A 2,174-nucleotide genomic window follows, 5' to 3' on the forward strand; every position below is an offset into this window, starting at 1 on the left:
GAGGACGTGGAGGCGTACGTCGCCGAGCACGGTGTCCTGACGAACCCGCTGTTGATGGACGGGTACGCGTCCGTGGGCTGCGCGCCGTGCACGCGTCGGGTCGCGGAGGGCGAGGACGCCCGGTCCGGCCGGTGGGCGGGTCTGGGCAAGACCGAATGCGGATTGCACGGCTGATGACGACGACCGGCCAAAACCCTACGGAGAACCGGATGAGCGTGAGCGACCAGGGTGCCACGGTGTGGCTGACCGGGCTGCCCAGCGCGGGGAAGACCACCATCGCCCGCGCGTTGGCCGAGCGGTTGCGCGGTGAGGGGCATCGGGTGGAGGTCCTCGACGGTGACGAGATCCGCGAGTTCCTCTCCGCCGGGCTGGGTTTCTCCCGGGAGGACCGGCACACCAACGTGCAGCGGATCGGTTTCGTCGCCGAGTTGCTGGCGAGCAACGGTGTGAAGGCGCTCGTGCCGGTGATCGCGCCTTTCGCGGACAGCCGTGAGGCCGTCCGCAAGCGGCACACCGCCGAGGGGACCGCCTATCTGGAGGTCCACGTGGCGACGCCGGTCGAGGTGTGTTCCGTACGTGATGTGAAGGGCCTGTACGCCAAGCAGGCGGCGGGCGAGATCTCCGGTCTGACCGGGGTCGACGACCCGTACGAGGCCCCGGTGTCCCCGGACCTCCGGATCGAGTCGCACACGCAGACCGTCCAAGAATCCGCAGCGGCGCTGTTCGCGCTGCTCGACGAGAGGGGCCTCGTGTGACCACCGTCGTTCCCCTGCACCGGCCCGTGCGGGACCTGAGCCACCTGGACTCGATGGAGTCGGAGGCGGTGCACATCTTCCGTGAGGTGGCGGGGGAGTTCGAGAAGCCGGTGATCCTGTTCTCCGGTGGCAAGGACTCCATCGTCATGCTGCATCTGGCGTTGAAGGCGTTCGCGCCGGCGCCGGTGCCGTTCACGCTCCTGCACGTCGACACCGGGCACAACTTCCCCGAGGTCCTGGAGTACCGCGACCGCACCGTCGAGCAGCACGGTCTGCGCCTGCACGTGGCCTCCGTCCAGGAGTACATCGACGCCGGGAAGCTCCGTGAGCGCCCCGACGGCACCCGCAATCCGTTGCAGACCCTCCCCCTGACCGAGGCGATCCAGCGGCTGCGGTTCGATGCCGTGTTCGGTGGTGGGCGTCGTGATGAGGAGAAGGCCCGCGCGAAGGAACGCGTCTTCTCCCTACGGGACGAGTTCTCGCAGTGGGATCCCCGCCGGCAGCGCCCCGAGCTGTGGCAGCTCTACAACGGTCGGCACGCCCCCGGCGAGCACGTGCGCGTCTTCCCGCTGTCGAACTGGACCGAGTTGGACGTGTGGCAGTACATCGCCCGTGAGGGCATCGAACTGCCCGGCATCTACTTCGCCCACGAGCGCGAGGTGTTCTCCCGCAACGGCATGTGGCTGACCGCGGGCGAGTGGGGCGGCCCCAGGGAGGGTGAGACGCCGCAGAAGCGGCTCATCCGCTACCGCACCGTCGGTGACATGTCCTGCACCGGTGCCGTCGATTCCGACGCCACCACGCTCGACGCCGTCATCGCCGAGATCGCCGTCTCCCGCCTCACCGAGCGGGGCGCGACCCGCGCCGACGACAAGATGTCCGAGGCCGCGATGGAAGACCGCAAGCGCGAAGGGTACTTCTAGACATGGACGTCACCACACTGCTGCGCTTCGCGACCGCGGGTTCCGTCGACGACGGCAAGTCCACCCTGGTGGGCCGGCTGCTGCACGACTCCAAGTCGGTCCTGACCGACCAGATGGAGGCCGTCGAGGCCGTCTCGGCCCGCCGCGGCCAGGACGCCCCCGACCTCGCCCTCCTCACCGACGGCCTGCGCGCCGAACGTGAGCAGGGCATCACCATCGACGTCGCCTACCGGTACTTCGCCACCGCCCGCCGTCGGTTCATCCTGGCCGACACCCCCGGGCACGTGCAGTACACCCGCAACATGGTCACCGGTGCCTCGACCGCCGACCTGGCCGTGGTCCTCGTCGACGCCCGCAACGGCGTCATCGAGCAGACCCGCCGGCACGCCGCCGTCGCAGCCCTCCTGCGTGTCCCGCACGTCGTCCTGGCCGTCAACAAGATGGACCTCGTCGGGTACGAGGAGAAGGTGTTCGCGGCCATCGCCGAGGAGTTCAC

4 protein-coding genes are annotated in these 2,174 nt (G+C 69.3%); all 4 read left to right on the forward strand.

The features are described 5' to 3' along the window. Positions 1-174 (forward strand): phosphoadenosine phosphosulfate reductase domain-containing protein (locus ACZ58N_RS38800; protein ID WP_471170375.1); only part of this gene is annotated, 174 nt, incomplete at its 5' end. Between the two features lie 35 nt (positions 175-209). After that, positions 210-755: an adenylyl-sulfate kinase gene (gene cysC / locus ACZ58N_RS38805; RefSeq protein WP_471170369.1), complete on the forward strand. Its 546-nt coding sequence runs from the start codon at positions 210-212 to the stop codon at positions 753-755. 53 nt (positions 756-808) lie between these two features. Further along, positions 809-1,678 carry a sulfate adenylyltransferase subunit CysD gene (gene cysD, locus ACZ58N_RS38810; RefSeq protein ID WP_471170377.1) on the forward strand — a complete coding sequence of 290 codons (870 nt, stop codon included), beginning with the start codon at positions 809-811 and terminating at the stop codon, positions 1,676-1,678. 2 nt (positions 1,679-1,680) lie between these two features. Beyond that, positions 1,681-2,174: GTP-binding protein (locus tag ACZ58N_RS38815; protein WP_471170372.1), on the forward strand; the 494-nt coding region annotated here is incomplete at its 3' end.

Source organism: Streptomyces sp. NPDC040432, assembly GCF_055595445.1.

Excerpts from the sequence above, each read along its gene's own strand:
- cysD (WP_471170377.1), top strand. The coding sequence starts at position 809 with ATGGAGTCGGAGGCGGTGCACATCTTCCGTGAGGTGGCGGGGGAGTTC.
- cysC (WP_471170369.1), top strand. The coding sequence starts at position 210 with ATGAGCGTGAGCGACCAGGGTGCCACGGTGTGGCTGACCGGGCTGCCC.